This window comes from Streptomyces sp. EDA2-14, assembly GCF_054963755.1.
The window spans coordinates 40,075-54,376 of record NZ_JBUEGE010000030.1 but is presented as its reverse complement, the minus strand read 5'-3'; the positions used below and the strand labels follow the sequence as shown (position 1 = coordinate 54,376).

Genomic DNA, 14,302 nt, shown 5'->3' with positions numbered 1-14,302 from the left:
CCCATGTCACAGACCGTCCGTCGCGCCATCGACATCCTCGAGTTCGTCGCCCGCCGCCCCCGCACCCAGACCGAGGTCGGCGAGCACCTGGGCGTGCACCGCTCGACCGCGCTGCGCATCCTGGAGTCCCTCACCGACGGCGGCCTCGCACGCCGCCTGCCCGACGGGCGGTACGCCGTCGGGCACCGGCTCGCCGGACTCGCCCACCTCGCCCTGGAACAGTTCGGGCTCAAGGACGTCGCGGGCGAACACCTGCGGCTGCTCGGCGAGCGCTGCGGGCACACCGTGCACCTCGCCGCCCTGGAGGGCGAGCGGATCGTCTACGTCGACAAGGTCGACCCCGTCGACGGCGTGCGGCTCTACTCGCAGATCGGCCGCCCGGTCACCCTGCACACCGCCGGTGTCGCCAAGGCGATCCTCGCCCACGTACCGCGCGAGCGGGCCGACGCGCTGCTCGCCGACTGCGACTTCGCGCCGCACACCGCCACGACGATCACCTCCCCCGACGCCTACCGCAAGGCCCTCGCCGAGACGCGGGCGCGCGGCTGGGCCGTCGACGACGGCGAGTACGAGGACTTCGTGAACTGCGTCGCCGTCCCCGTACGGGACAGCAGCGGCGAGGTCGTCGCCGCCGCGTCCGTGACCGCGCTCAAGGCCAAGGCGGACCTGGGAGCGCTCGAATCCGAGGTGCTGCCCGACCTCATGACCACTGCCGACACGATCTCCAAGGAGCTGGGATGGCGTCCGTGAACACCGACAGGCCCACCACGTTCGATGAGCTGTTCGCCGGGGTGCCGGTGATGGCGATCCTGCGCGGCATGCCCGCCGACAAGTCCGTCGAACTCGCCGTACGCGCCTGGGACCTGGGCATCGAGTGCGTCGAGGTGCCCGTGCAGACGGAAGAGGCGGCGCAGGTGCTCCGTGCCGTCGTCGCCGCCGGGGCCGAGCGAGGAAAGCCGGTCGGCGCGGGCACGGTCACCACGGCCGAGCGGCTCGGGTGGGCGGTGGACGCGGGAGCCGCGTTCACGGTGGCGCCCGGACTGAACGTGGAGGTGGCGCGGGCCAGTGTCGTGGCGGGCCTTCCGCACCTGCCCGGCGTGGCCACCGCCACGGACGTGCAGGCCGCGCGGGGCATCGGGCTGACCTGGCTGAAGGCGTTCCCGGCGAGCGTGCTCGGGGTGGAGTGGTTCCGGGCGATGCGGGGGCCGTTCCCGGAGGTGCCGTTCGTGGCCACGGGCGGGATGGACGCGGGGAACGCGTCCGCTTATCTGGCGGCCGGGGCGAGGGTCGTCGCTGTTGGTTCTGCCCTGGAGGATCCGGCACAACTTTCTTTGCTGGCCGAACTGTTGCGCCCACAGGGGTGAACGACTCGGGGCTCGGCCCCGGACCCCGCTGCTCAATCGCCGCAAGGGCTCAATAACAAGGAGTTACGCCATGAAGATCACCTCGCTGACCACCTACCTCGTCGCTCCCCGTTGGCTGTTTCTCAAGGTGGAGACCGATGAGGGGATCACCGGATGGGGAGAGCCCGTCGTCGAGGGGCGGGCGCATACCGTCGCCGCCGCCGTCGACGAACTGGGCGACTACCTCGTCGGCAAGGATCCGCTCCGGATCGAGGACCACTGGCAGGTCCTGACGAAGGGCGGGTTCTACCGGGGCGGGCCCGTGCTGTCGTCCGCCGTGTCCGGCATCGACCAGGCCCTGTGGGACATCAAGGGCAAGCACCACGGCGTTCCGGTGCACGATCTGCTGGGCGGCGCCGTGCGCGACCGGATGCGGATGTACTCGTGGATCGGCGGCGACGACCCGAGCGAGGCCGCCGAGCACGCGACGCAGCGCCTCGAACAGGGCTACCGCGCCGTGAAGATGAACGTCGGCGGCCGGATGCGGCACCTGGAGACCTCGCGCGAGATCGACGCGGTCGTCGAACGCGTTGCCTCCGTGCGGGACGTGATGGGCCCGGACGGCGGCGTCGCCGTCGACTTCCACGGCCGCACCTCGCCCGCTCTCGCCAAGCAGCTCGCCAAGGCCCTGGAACCGCTGCGCCCGATGTTCATCGAGGAGCCCCTCCTCCCCGAACTCACCTCTCAGTACGCCGATTTCACCGCGTCCACGTCCGTTCCCGTGGCCACCGGCGAACGCCTCTACTCCCGCTGGGACTTCGACCCGGTGCTGCGTTCCGGCATCGCGCTCGCCCAGCCCGACCTCAGCCACGCGGGCGGCATCTCGGAGACCCGGCGGATCGCGGCGCAGGCCGAGGTGCAGGGTGTGGGCCTCGCCCCGCACTGTCCGCTCGGGCCGATCGCGCTCGCGGCGTGCCTCCAGGTCGACTTCGCGTCCCCGAACGCGTTCATCCAGGAGACCAGCCTCGGCATCCACTACAACGTGGGCTCCGACCTGGGCGACTACCTCGTCGACACGTCCGTCTTCGCCTTCGACTCCACGGACGGCCACATGGCCCGGCTCACCGCACCCGGCCTCGGCATCGAGGTGGACGAACAGGCGGTGATCAAGGCCGCCGCCTCCGGCCACCGCTGGCACAACCCGATCTGGCGCCACGAGGACGGCTCATTCGCCGAGTGGTAGTAATTAAGCCCCTGCGGCGATTGAGCAGCGGGGTCCGGGGCAGAGCCCCGAGGCGTAGGAACGGCCTACCGCAACTCCTCCGGGCACGGCGTCCCCCGGGGAAGCTGATAAGGCGCCGCGAGGCGATACGTTCCGGACTTCGGCGCGAGCAACACGGTCCACGCGTCACCCGCCTCGTCCTTCTCCGTGTCCATGAGGCACCCGTGCACGTTCGCGAACCGCTTCGGCAGACTGTCGTTCGCCTCGCGCGCCCGCTTGGACGCCCCGGTCTCCTTGGGCGCGCCGAGGCTCTTGCCCTTGGCGTCGACGACCGACAGCCACGGCGAGTAAGGGACGCGGATCTGCACCCGGCCCGGCCGGGTCACCTCGATGGTCAGCTCGCCCTGCTCGGCGGCGTCGACGACGGCGTGCGGCTCGGCGAGCGGGGTCGGGTCCGTGACGGCGAACAGCTGCCAGTTGGCGTCGCCCCACACCTGCTTGAGGTACGGCAGTCCGCGCTGCACCAGCTGCCGCTCGCGCTCGGCGCCCTTGCCGTCCGGCTCGTCCTTGGGCAGCACCACGTAGTGCACGGCCCAGCGCCGCAGCCACTCGCGGTAGTTCGCCGAGTTGAGGGTGTCGTCGTAGAAGAGCGGGTTGCGCTCCATGTCGGCCTGCCGGTTCCAGCCGCGCGCCAGGTTCACGTACGGGGCGAGCGCCGAGGCCTCGCGGTGCGAGCGGGCGGGCACGACCTCGACGCGGCCGTGCTCGGCCTTGACCTCCTGCAACTCGTTCACGAGCGGGGCCAGTTCGCGTGCCCAGGAGGCGGCCGGGGTGGTGCGCACGACGTCGTCGACCGTCTTGAAGCCGATCCACACGTTGAAGGCGACGAACGTGACCACGAGGACGTACCACTTGCGTGAGCGCTTCACCGTGAACGGGAGCGCGGCGAGCAGCGCGACGCCCGCGAACAGCATGGGGAGCCGGGTGATGTTGGAGCCGATCTGCGAACTGATCAGCCACACCAGGAGCACCGACAGGGCGTAGACGGCGGACGTGATCCGGACCGTCACCCAGCCCTTGGGCACGAGGACGCACACGAGGACGCCGTACACCATCGGCAGCAGCGCCGATCCGAAGGACATCGGCTGCGTGCCGGAGAACGGGAACAGCCACGCCGACAGCGCGACGACGGCCGCCGGTGCGAGCCCGAGCGCGTACGCACCGGGCCGGCGCTTCTGCAGGAACAGCGCCACGGCGACGAGTCCGACGAAGAGCCCCGCCACCGGCGAACAGGCGGTCGCGATACCCGCGAGGGGCGCCGCCACGGCCGCCTTCGCCCAGCGCTTGTAGCGCCAGCGGTACGGCCAGCAGAACACGGCGGCCGTCGCCGCGAGGCCGAACATCATGCCGAGGCCGAAGGTGACGCGGCCCGACGCGGCGTTGCAGAGCAGGGCGAAGACGCCGGCGAGCGCGGGCCACAGCGGCCGCGCCACCACCCGCGTACGGATCAGGATCATGGTGAGCAGCGCCGCCGACAGCGTGCCCGCGCCCATCATCGTGGTGCGCACGCCGAACACCGACATCAGATACGGCGAGACCACGCTGTACGACACCGGGTGCATGCCGCCGTACCAGGCGAGGTTGTACGCGGAGTCGGGGTGCCGGCCGACGAACTCGGCCCAGGCGTCCTGCGCGGCGAGGTCACCGCCACTGTTCGCGAACGTGAAGAACCAGATGAGGTGGAGGAGCGCGGCGACGGCCGTGACGAGGGTGACGGGGTGCAGGGCGAGACGCTTCAGACGCGCACCGCCGCCCAGTACGTTCGCCACCACGTCGGCCTCGGTGGGGCCTGCGGACTGCTCGGGGAGCGGTATCCGGGGGCGGTCCCCGCCCGACCCGGGCTTCGCGTCGTCGGCGCGCGTCGGCCTCGTTGTGGCCACTGCTGACACTCCCGTATACCCGTGTGCCGTTGTGAATGAACGGGTGGGCGTCCCCCGCCTGCCCGGTCTCGCGACGCTAGCACGGCGGCCGCGGACGGGCGCCGTGGGAGGCCGACGGGCTTCGGCCTCCCACGAGCGGCCCTGAGGGGTGATCAGCCGACGCGGGTCAGCTTCGCGCCGAATCCGGGCTCGGTGAGGTCCTTCTGCAGGGCCACCGGCACCTCGACGGCGCCGCCCTCACCGTCGCCGACCGCGAGCACGCCGACGTCGTCACCGGCCTTGCCGGTGTGCGGGACGGGCTTGCCGTCCTGCTCGGCGAGTTGCAGGCGGACGGTCTTGCCGGCCCAGCCGACGGCCTTCACGTCGCGCGTGACCGTGACCGGGGTGTGCCCGCCGAGCTCGTCGTCCACGTACCCGACGACGTCGCCCTTCTTGAGGATCGTCGACGAGGTGACCGCGTCCTGGGCGGCGAGCATCGCGGTCTTGCTGACCGCGTTGACCGTGTCGATGATCGGCGCCTTGTGCTGGCCGAGGACCGCGCCGACGACGGTGACGGTCGAGCCGCCCGCGTCCTTGGTGGCGGCGAACAGCAGGTTGCCGCCCGCCTTGGTCGTCGTACCGGTCTTGATGCCGACGGCGCCGTCGTACGGCACGAGGCGGTTGTAGTTGGTCCACTTCTTGCCGGACGGGTCGGTCCAGGTGGGCAGCTTGGTGATGTCGGTCAGCGCCGGGATCTGCACCAGCTCGTTGCCGAGCTTCACCTGGTCCTCGGCGGTGGAGACGGTGCTCTCCTTGAGGCCGGAGGGGTCGGTGTACTTGGTGTTCTTCATGCCGAGCTTCTTGGCGGTGGCGTTCATCTTCTTGACGAACGCCTCCTCGGAACCGGCGTCCCAACGGGCCAGGAGCCGCGCGATGTTGTTCGCGGACGGGATCATGACCGCCGAGAGCGCGTCCTTCTCGGAGAGCTTGTCGCCCTCCTTGACCGTGTTCAGCGTCGACTCGTTCTGCCCGTCGGCGTCGTAGCCGCCCTCCTTCTCGGCGGTGGCGTCGACGTCGATGGACGGGCCGTCCGCGCCCTTCTTCAACGGGTGGTCCTTGAGCACGATGTACGCGGTCATGGACTTGGCGACCGAACCGATCGGCACGGGCGTCTGCTTGCCGAAGTGGTCCATCGTGCCGATGCCCTGGACGTCCATCCAGCCCTGGCCCTCGCCGGGCCACGGCAGGGACGCCTTATCACCGTCGAAGGTGTACGTGGCGTCGGTGGTGAGCGAGAGGGTGGGCGTGGGCAACGGCCGGACGGCCTGCACGACCGCGAACACGATGACCAGCAGAATGACGATCGGCGTCCACACCTTGACCCGGCGCACCACGGTGCGGACGCGGGTCTCCGCGGGCGGCGGGGTGTTGGTCAGCTCGGCGAGCAGGTCGAGCGGCGGCTTCGGCGGCAGCGGCTGCTGCGTCGTCCGCTCCGCGGGTTCGACGGCGGGCTCGGCCTTGGCCTCCGGCGGCAACTCCTTGCCCGCGGCGCTCTCGTCGAGCGACTTGAGCGGCACGAACTTGCTGCTCTTGGCGGTACCGGCCGCCTTGAGCGTGGTGGTCGGCTGATCAACAGGCTGCGGAACGGCCTTGAACACAGCGGTGGGCTGATCGACAGCGGCCCCCGCCTTACCACCGGACGCGCCATCGGCCCTGTCGCCGGACTTGCCACCAGACGCGCCACCGGACTTCGCGTCCGACTTGGCGGCGGACGTGCCGTCGGCCTCGTCGCCGGACTTCACGTCCGAGCCGGCGCCGCCCGCAGCGCCGGACTTCGCGTCCGGCTTGGCGGCAGGGGTGCCGTCGGCCTTGTCGCCGGACTTCGCGCCCGAGCCGGCGCCGCCCGCGGCGCCGGACTTGGAGCTGGACCTCACGTCCGACGTGGCACCGGACGTGCCGTCGGCCTCGTCGCCGGAATTCGCGTCCGACTTGGCGCCAGGCGTGCCGTCGGCCTTGTCGCCAGGCTTGGCGTCCGACTTGGCGCCAGGAGTGGCGGCGGGCTTGCCGCCCGACTTGTCGTCGGACTCGGCGTCCGCCTTACCGCCCGGCTTGGCGCCCGACTTGGAGCCGGACTTCGCGTCGCCCTTGGCGTCAGGCGTGGCGCCGGACTTGGTGTCGGCCGTACCGCTGGGCTTGGCGTCGGACTCCGTGCCGGATCCGGCGTCCGACTTGGCGTCGGACTTGCCACCGGGCGTGGAGCCAGGCTTCGCACCGGACTTCGCGTCGCCCGTGGCACCGGACTCGGCGCCCGACTTGGCGTCACCGCCGTCGCTGGGCACGGCGCCGCTCGTGGCACCGGGCCCGGCGCTGAACTCAGCGCCCGGCTTGGCGTCGTTCTGCACGCCCGACTCGGCACTGGGTTCGGCGCCGGAGTTGGCGTCGTCCTTCGCCCCGAACTCGGCACCCGACCCGGCGCCGAGCTGACCGCCGGACTCGGCGCCCGACTCGGCACCGGCCTGACCGCCGGTCGACTCGGCATCGCCCTTGGCGCTGGACCCACCAGCGGGTTCAGCACCGGCCTTGGCACTGGACCCGGTGCCGGCCTTGGCACCGGACTCGGCACCGGCCTGGCCGCCGGGCTCGGCGCCCGGCTCGGCGCCCGGCTTGGCGTCGGGCTTCGCGTCAGCACCGGTGCCGACCGTGGCACCGGGTTCGGCGTCGTTCTTCGCGCCGGGCTCGGCAACCGAATCGGGGTCGGCCTGACCGCCGGGCTCGGCGTCGCTCTCGGCGCCGGACTTGCCGCTGGGCTCGGCGTCGGACTCGGCGTCCGACCCGGCGTTCGACCCGGCGTCGGACTTGGAGCTGGACTTCGCGTCGGCACCGGCGCCGACCATGGCGCTGGTCTCGGCGTCGTTCTTCGCGCCGGACTCGGCGCCCGACTTGGTGTCGCCTATGGCGCCGGACTTGGAGTCGGCACCAGCGCCCGACTTGGCGTCGTCCTTCGCGTCGGGCTTGCCGCTGGGCGCGGTGCCCGGAGCGGTCTTGCCGTTCGGCTTGGCGGTGGGCCCGTCCGGGGACTCACCGTCCGCGTCGGCACCGTTTGAATTTGCAGTTGCAGACGAATCGGCGGAGGTTTCCGGGGCGTCGCCCGCCACCCAGGCCGCCACGGCCGCCCGCAGGCGCTCGTCACCGGCGTCCTCGGGCGCCGAAGACGCCGAAGACGCCGACGCCGTATCCGGATCCTCGCCGGAGGCGCCCGCCTCGCGCGACACCGCGAGCCGCGGATCCTCCGGAGCCGGACCTCCCGACGCCTTGTGCTCTCCCGACTTGTCGGGGGTCCCCGCCACCGATGCCTCCTCGACCGAATGAACCACTCAACCACTTGTCGCCGGACAGACCAGCCCTGTCCGAACCATGTACCAGTGTCCTGTGTGGGGGCTTAACCCACGTGGTAGACGAGAACGACATACCTACAGGTTCCCGTCCAAACCCCCCACGCACTCTCGACAGACCAATGTGAGAGGGGTCACCCTGTCATTCATCCACGCGGGGAGGCATGGATGGGCAGGAGCCGCAGAACACTTCCGGAGGAGCTTCTGCTGCTCGCTCTGGACCCGGCCACGGGTACCACAGCGCAGCCGCAGTCGCTCGACCTAGGTCTGGCCGGAGCACAGCTAGTAGAGCTGGCGCTGGCCGGACGGATAGCCCCAGACGGGGATCGTATCGCCGTGGTGGCACCACGGCCGACCGGAGATCCGACACTGGACTGCGCGTTGGAGTTGCTGCGAAGGCGTGGCGCTCCCGTACGGGCGGTCCACTGGATTGGCGGGCCACGTCTAGGGCTGCGCCAGACCTACCTCTCGCACCTGGAGCGGTGCGGCATGGTCCATGCCGTCGCCGGCCAGATGTGCGGGGTGCTGCCGACGACTCGCTACCAGGCGACGGACACGGCGATCAGCCGGGAGATCAGGTCCCGGCTGGATTCAGCGATCCGTACCGGCGTTCCGCCGGACCCACGGACCGCGGCGCTCGCCGCGCTGGCCCATGCGGTCGGACTCGGCAAGCACCTGTATCCGGGCAACGAGGGCAGGTCCTCGCGCTCCCGGCTGCGGGACCTGATCAGGCACGACCCGATGGGCGGCCTCGTGGCGCACGCCGTGATGGACGTCCAGAACGGTGTGGCGGCCCAGCCACGCCGCTCACCGGCCCCCTCGGCGGGCCGGGCCGCACCGGAGCCCGCACGCGGCGTTCCGATGCAGCCACGCCGCGGTTCCATGGCTCGCGCCGTGGCCCATTAGCCGGGACCGGCACCACCAGCACCACCCGTAGCACCACAGCGCCGCACCGTAGTCCCCAAGAACCGGTTCGGGAGCCGCTGTACCGCGCGGGGTGACGCGCCGGGCGTGAGGACGACGCCCCGGCCCGTCGCCCCGCGCGGTCGCGTTTGCGCTGCACAGGAGGCACGTGCGCCCTGCATGTGCGTCCCGTGGACATCCGTCGTTTCCCAGCGCTGGGGCGCCTCGGAGTGGCAATCTGCTGAGCAGTAGATACGCAACGTATGCAGAACGCAGAGCAGAACAAAGAAATGCACGTAGCCGGAGGTGCACGTCCGTGGCGTCCAACGTCAATCCCACCGTCAGGCGACGCCGGTTGGGCCAGGAGCTGCGCCGGCTCCGCGAACTCAAGGGCATGACCGCAGAAGAGGTCGCCGAGCGCCTGCTGGTGTCGCAGTCGAAAATCAGCCGCCTGGAGAACGGGCGGCGCAGCATCAGCCAGCGCGACGTACGCGACCTGTGCGGGGTGTACGAGGTCGAGGACCACCGCGTCATCGACTCGCTGATGCAAATGGCCAAGGATTCGCGCCAGCAGGGCTGGTGGCACTCCTTCGGCGACATCCCGTACAGCGTCTACATCGGTCTGGAGACCGACGCGGCGTCCCTGCGCGTGTACGAGTCGCAGTGCATCCCCGGTCTGCTGCAGACCCGCGGTTACGCGGAGGCGCTGATCCAGGGCGCGATGCCCGAGGCCTCGCTCACGGACGTCGAGAAGCGGGTGCAGGTGCGCATCCGCCGCCAGGAGCGGATCAACGACGAGGCCAATTCGCTGCGCCTGTGGGTGGTCCTGGACGAGGCGGCGCTGCGTCGTACCGTCGGCGGGTCCGTCGTGATGCGCGAGCAGCTGGAGCATCTCGCGGAGGTGTCCGGGCTCCCCCACATCACCGTGCAGGTGCTGCCCTTCGAGATGGGTGCGCACCCGGGGATCACGGGACAGTACGCGATCCTCGAGTTCCCCGACGCGGCGGACTCCAGCGTCGTGTACATCGAGGGGGTCACCAGTGACCTGTACCTGGAGAAGACGCAGGACGTACAGAAGTACAGCGTCATGTACGAGCACCTGCGCGCGCAGGCGCTGAACGTGGAGCAGTCGCGGCAGTTCATCCTGGAAGCCGCCAAGCGGCACACGCGCTGACAGCCGCACCGAGAGCCAACTGACATCACGGACCGCTGAGTTCAGGCCTCCGTTCCGGGCCCCGCCCGTGGGAAAGTGCCGCACGGTACACCTTTCCCACGGGCTCATGGAAGACCCCCTTGGAATATGCCATCCGGTTGAGTGAATGGCCCCACCGCCGCCCCGAGTCGGCGAGTAGCGTCGATCACGCCAACAACAGACAGGGTGTTGGCGCAAAGCCACGGCAAGTCCGCGGCCCAGCAAGGGAAATACTGGCCAGACCGGAGCAGATCATGGCAATCATCAAGGGCGCTCAGTCCACCTGGATCAAGTCCTCGTACTCCGCAGGGAACGGCGCGTGTGTGGAGATCAAGTCTCCTGCCGCGCACGCCGTGGCCGTCCGCGACTCCAAGGACCCGCAGGGTCCGAACCTGGCGTTCGCACCGGCTTCGTGGAGTGCCTTCGTCACGGAGATGAGCCGGGTCGACCACTGACCCCCCAGCACGCTCAGTGAGACAACCGAACAAGCAATACCGCACCACTGACAGAGCCCTCTCGACTGGTCCGCCGTCCTGGCCGAGGGGGCTCGGCGCTGCCCGGATCAGCGGAGCTGGTCGACGTACGTATTGGTGCCCGGCACCGTCGGGACGAAGGGGGCCACCAGTTCCACCCGGCCGAGGCCCGAGGCCGCCACCGCCTCCCCCAGGCCCGTGAAGTGGTCCTGCCAGGCCTCGCGCGGGTCGGCCTGGAGGAACCAGAGCAGGGTGAGCCGGGTGTCGACGCCCTCGACCTGCTTCACGTACGTCATCCTGTCCCCCGGCAGCGGCGTCGGCCGGAAGACCGTGACCATCGCGGCGGGCGAGCCCGCGAGCCGCTGCGGCAGGTGCTCGGTGCGCAGCCAGTCAAGCAGTTCGGCGCGCCGCTCCGGCCCCTCGGCGTCGATCACCTCGACGACCAGGCCCTGGTACGGGTGGTCGAGCGCGTGGAAGTCGCGCGGCCCCTCGTCCCCGTCCCGGTACACCGTCGCCTCGTGGTCCTGGAACGACGTGAAGACGTGGGTGCGGTCCTGGTGGACGCGGTCGTCCCGGTTGAGCCGCTTGTTGATGCCGACGGTCCACTTCATGTGGTCGGCGTAGCGGCCCTCGGTGATCCAGTACGTGGAGATGTAGCAGCCCGCCGTGACGGGCTCGGCGACCGCCGACTTCTCGGGGTAGCGCAGGAGCTGGAGGTCGCGGGTGGCGACCCAGCGGCGCCCCGCGTACATCCACGGCATGGCCATGGCGCCGGCGTAGTAGTGGTCGTCCTCGTACCAGCGGTTGTACGCGTGCTCATGGCCCGGGTGGGGTTCGACCATGGTGATCAGGGCGTGCCCCGGATGCACCCCGTAGGGCCCGACGGCGGCCAGTTCCGCGTAGGTCTCGCTGTGCGTGTCCTCGTGCGTGTCCTCCATGCCGCTCACCTTCCGGCCTCCCTCGCAAGCCTTCCATCTCCCGTTCGACGCACATACTCTGACGCCCCGTCAGACAAAGCGCCAGAGCCGGGAGGCGAACCGATGGTGAATGCGGAACTGCTTGCGGGGAAGACCGTGATCGTCTCCGGCGTGGGCGCGGGGCTCGGCCGGCAAGTGGTGGAGGCCGTGCTGCGCGACGGCGGGAACGCGGTGCTCGGGGCCCGCACCGAATCCCATCTCGCCTCCTGCGCGCAGGAATTGGACCCTGAGGGCAAGCGGACCGCGTACCGCTCGACCGACATCGGCGACGAGGCGCAGTGCGAGGCGCTCGCGGACCTGGCGTGCGAGCGGTTCGGGGGCGTGGACGCGATCGTCCACGTCGCGGCCTGGGACAGCTACTTCGGCGGCCTGGAGGACGCCGACTTCGAGACCTGGAGCAAGGTCGTCGACGTGAACCTGCTCGGCACGCTGCGGATGACCCGCGCCTGCCTGCCCGCCCTCAAGGAGCGCGGCGGCTCCGTCGTCTTCATCGGCACGCAGTCCGCCATCGCCGCGCCCTCGCAGGTGCGGCAGGCGGCGTACGCGGCGTCGAAGGGCGCCCTGACGAGCGCGATGTACTCGCTGGCACGGGAGGTCGGCCCGCACCGGATCCGGGTGAACACGGTGCTGCCGGGCTGGATGTGGGGCCCGCCCGTGCAGGCCTTCGTCCAGATCACCGCGCAGACCGAGGGCGTGCCCGAGGCCGAGGTGCTCGGGCGGCTCACCGAGCGGATGGCGCTGCCGGACCTGGCGACGGACGGGGACGTGGCGGACGCGGCGGTGTTCCTCACGTCCGACCGGGCGCGCGCGATCACCGGCCAGCAGCTCCTGGTGAACGCCGGGGAACTCATGCGGTAGCCGGACCGCTCGGGGCGCCTGCCGACGGCCCAGGTCACCCGCGGTCCGTCCGCTCCGCCCCGAGCACGACCACGTTCTGAATTCTGTCCGGGGTTCATATCCATGACTGCAGAACCCTTGCCCCGGCCCCGTGCGCGGAGGTTCAATCCCCCACGTCCCCAACACCCTTGCCGGGGGCAACCGTTGTGCAGCGGAACCCCTGGAGGGGGCACATGAACAGTCTCGACTGGGTCGTGCTCATCGCCTACTTCGGCGTGATGGTCGCGATCGGCGTCTGGTCCCACAAGCGCGTCGACAACGTTTCCGACTTCTTCACCGCGGGCGGCAAGATGCCGTGGTGGCTGTCCGGCATCTCGCACCACATGTCCGGCTACAGCGCGGTGATGTTCACCGGCTACGCCGGAATCGCGTACACCTACGGCGTGACGTCCTTCGTCACCTGGTCCTTCCCGATCGCGCTCGGTATCGCCATCGGCGCCCGGCTGTTCGCCCCGCGCATCAACCGGCTCCGCTCGCGCCTGCACGTGGCCTCGCCGCTCGAATACCTCAAGAACCGCTACAACCTGGGCACCCAGCAGGCGCTCGCCTGGTCCGGGATGCTGCTGAAGATCGTCGACGTGGGCGCGAAGTGGGCGGCCATCGCCACGCTGCTCTCCGTGTTCACAGGTGTGTCCCTGAATCAGGGAATCCTCATCACCGGCGCCATCACCGCGGTCTACTGCACCATCGGCGGCCTGTGGGCGGACGCGCTCACCGAACTCGGCCAGTTCATCATCCAGCTCCTCGCCGGCATCTCGATGTTCGTCGCGGTCGTCCTGAAGCTCAGCGACAAGAACATCGGCTTCTTCGACGCCTGGAGCAGGCCCGAGCTGCAGGGCCACGACAAGCCGCTGGTCGGCCCGTACGGCACGGTCTTCCTGCTCGCGTTCCTCTTCATCAAGCTCTTCGAGTACAACGGCGGCATGCTCAACCAGGCCCAGCGCTACATGGCCACGAGCAGCGGGCACGAGGCCAAGCGGTCCGCCTATCTGTCCGCCGCGCTCTGGCTGGTCTGGCCGGTCGTCCTCTTCTTCCCGATGTGGATGTCGCCGCTGCTGGTCCAGGCAGAGAAGCCGGACGGCTCGGACTCGTACGGCCTGATGACCGAACAGCTGCTGCCGCACGGCCTGTTGGGCCTCGTCATCGTCGGCTTCTTCTCGCACACGATGGCCATGTGCTCCTCCGACGCCAACGCGATCGCGGCCGTCTTCACGCGGGACGTGGCGCCCGCGCTCTCCAAGCGGGCGCGGGAGTGGGGCTCACGCACCGGACTCGTCGCGGCCCGGCTCACCACCGTGATCTTCCTGGCGCTCTCCATGGCGGTCGCGACGCAGGTCAACTCGCCCACGTTCAAGGACATCATCACCGTCGTCATCAAGTGGGTGGCCGGTCTGATGGGCCCGATCGCGATCCCGATGATGCTGGGTCTGCTGCGCCAGTTCCGCAGGTCCGGGCCGACCGCCGCGCTCACCAGCTGGGGCATGGGCCTGCTCGCGTTCTGGCTGGTCAACTACCCGATCAGCTGGAACATCGAGGGCGGCGTGCCGCTCCAGTACCAGGTGTCGATCCCGCTCGCCGTGTCGCTGGTCCTCTACATCGTCATCGGCTACATCAAGCCCGAGGACACCCCGGAGCGCGACGCGATCATCGAGCGCATCAACTCCGACGGCGACGGGACCGCGGCTGCCGCGGTGCCGACGCCGGCCGGGGCGGGGGACGACGTGCTCGGGTCACGGGTGAAGGACTGACGGGTGAAGGGCTCACGGGTGAAGGGCTCGCGGGTGAAGGGCTCAAGGGTGAAGGGCTAGGGCCTGTCGGCCCGGTTCGCCGAAGGGAGGGCTAGGGCCTGTCGTTTGGATCAGGCCGGATCAGGGAGCGGGGTCTGGTGCGTGCGATCGCAAGGCGGAGGAGGGCGTCGACGCGGAGCGTCGGCAACCGACGACAACGCCGCGAGCGTGCGTGCCAGACCCCGCGAGCCCGGCCT

General features: G+C 70.3%; 11 protein-coding genes. 8 read left to right on the top strand and 3 right to left on the bottom strand.

Features of this window, described 5'->3' with window-relative positions; all coding sequences use genetic code 11:
• The first annotated feature begins 3 nt into the window (after window positions 1-3).
• The 3 genes from ACY34M_RS39845 to dgoD all read left to right on the top strand — a co-directional run bounded on the left by ACY34M_RS39845 (window position 4) and on the right by dgoD (window position 2,586).
• Window positions 4-750: an IclR family transcriptional regulator gene (locus ACY34M_RS39845; RefSeq protein ID WP_462723370.1), complete on the top strand. Its 747-nt coding sequence runs from the start codon at window positions 4-6 to the stop codon at window positions 748-750.
• Window positions 738-1,364 (top strand): bifunctional 4-hydroxy-2-oxoglutarate aldolase/2-dehydro-3-deoxy-phosphogluconate aldolase, encoded by a 627-nt coding sequence (locus tag ACY34M_RS39840; RefSeq protein WP_462723369.1) that lies wholly within the window; start codon window positions 738-740, stop codon window positions 1,362-1,364. The genes ACY34M_RS39845 and ACY34M_RS39840 overlap by 13 nt, the downstream gene beginning before the upstream one ends.
• A gap of 70 nt (window positions 1,365-1,434) precedes the next feature.
• A complete protein-coding gene (gene dgoD, locus ACY34M_RS39835; protein ID WP_462723368.1) occupies window positions 1,435-2,586 on the top strand; it encodes a galactonate dehydratase in 1,152 nt (383 codons plus the stop codon).
• A gap of 65 nt (window positions 2,587-2,651) precedes the next feature.
• Here dgoD and ACY34M_RS39830 read toward each other — a convergent pair whose 3' ends face one another.
• Window positions 2,652-4,505 carry an MFS transporter gene (locus ACY34M_RS39830; protein ID WP_462723367.1) on the bottom strand — a complete coding sequence of 618 codons (1,854 nt, stop codon included), beginning with the start codon at window positions 4,503-4,505 and terminating at the stop codon, window positions 2,652-2,654.
• A 152-nt stretch (window positions 4,506-4,657) separates the two neighbouring features.
• The gene (locus ACY34M_RS39825) at window positions 4,658-7,831 is read right to left on the bottom strand and encodes a D-alanyl-D-alanine carboxypeptidase (RefSeq protein ID WP_462723366.1); all 3,174 of its coding nucleotides are present in this window, start codon (window positions 7,829-7,831) and stop codon (window positions 4,658-4,660) included.
• A 213-nt stretch (window positions 7,832-8,044) separates the two neighbouring features.
• Here ACY34M_RS39825 and ACY34M_RS39820 point away from each other — a divergent pair, with 213 nt between their 5' ends.
• The 3 genes from ACY34M_RS39820 to ACY34M_RS39810 all read left to right on the top strand — a co-directional run bounded on the left by ACY34M_RS39820 (window position 8,045) and on the right by ACY34M_RS39810 (window position 10,426).
• Entirely contained in the window at window positions 8,045-8,782 is a 738-nt protein-coding gene (locus tag ACY34M_RS39820; RefSeq protein WP_462723365.1) for a GOLPH3/VPS74 family protein, read from the top strand.
• Between the two features lie 313 nt (window positions 8,783-9,095).
• Window positions 9,096-9,953 carry a helix-turn-helix domain-containing protein gene (locus ACY34M_RS39815; RefSeq protein WP_462723364.1) on the top strand — a complete coding sequence of 286 codons (858 nt, stop codon included), beginning with the start codon at window positions 9,096-9,098 and terminating at the stop codon, window positions 9,951-9,953.
• A gap of 272 nt (window positions 9,954-10,225) precedes the next feature.
• The gene (locus tag ACY34M_RS39810; RefSeq protein ID WP_462723363.1) at window positions 10,226-10,426 is read left to right on the top strand and encodes a DUF397 domain-containing protein; all 201 of its coding nucleotides are present in this window, start codon (window positions 10,226-10,228) and stop codon (window positions 10,424-10,426) included.
• 107 nt (window positions 10,427-10,533) lie between these two features.
• On the opposite strand, the gene ACY34M_RS39805 is transcribed toward ACY34M_RS39810, so the two are convergent.
• Window positions 10,534-11,382 carry a hypothetical protein gene (locus ACY34M_RS39805; protein WP_462723362.1) on the bottom strand — a complete coding sequence of 283 codons (849 nt, stop codon included), beginning with the start codon at window positions 11,380-11,382 and terminating at the stop codon, window positions 10,534-10,536.
• Between the two features lie 102 nt (window positions 11,383-11,484).
• Here ACY34M_RS39805 and ACY34M_RS39800 point away from each other — a divergent pair, with 102 nt between their 5' ends.
• Entirely contained in the window at window positions 11,485-12,279 is a 795-nt protein-coding gene (locus ACY34M_RS39800) for an SDR family oxidoreductase (RefSeq protein WP_462723361.1), read from the top strand.
• 212 nt (window positions 12,280-12,491) lie between these two features.
• Window positions 12,492-14,066, top strand: coding sequence for a sodium:solute symporter family protein (locus tag ACY34M_RS39795; protein ID WP_462723360.1), 1,575 nt, complete (start codon window positions 12,492-12,494; stop codon window positions 14,064-14,066).
• Window positions 14,067-14,302: the final 236 nt, after the last annotated feature.